Consider the following 232-nt stretch of genomic DNA (forward strand, 5'->3'; position numbering starts at 1 on the left):
GTTGCCGGCGACGACAACATCACCACTGAAGCCCAAGACGATAAAGTGACCGTCAAGCTGAACAAAGACCTGGTGGTAGACAGCGTCAAAGCCGGCGACACCACCGTGAACAACGACGGTGTGAAAGTAGGCGACGATGTTGCATTGACCCAAGACGGCGTTAAAGCAGGTGATGTCAAACTGACCAAAGACGGATTGAACAACGCCGGCAACAAAGTGACCAACGTAGCCG

General features: G+C 53.4%; 1 protein-coding gene. It reads left to right on the top strand.

Features of this window, described 5'->3' with window-relative positions; translation table 11 throughout:
* Window positions 1–232, top strand: a 232-nt coding sequence (locus ACTHUE_RS20700) for a hypothetical protein (RefSeq protein WP_440404028.1), incomplete at both ends; no start/stop codon positions are given.

The organism is Neisseria sp. P0021.S005 (assembly GCF_051956955.1).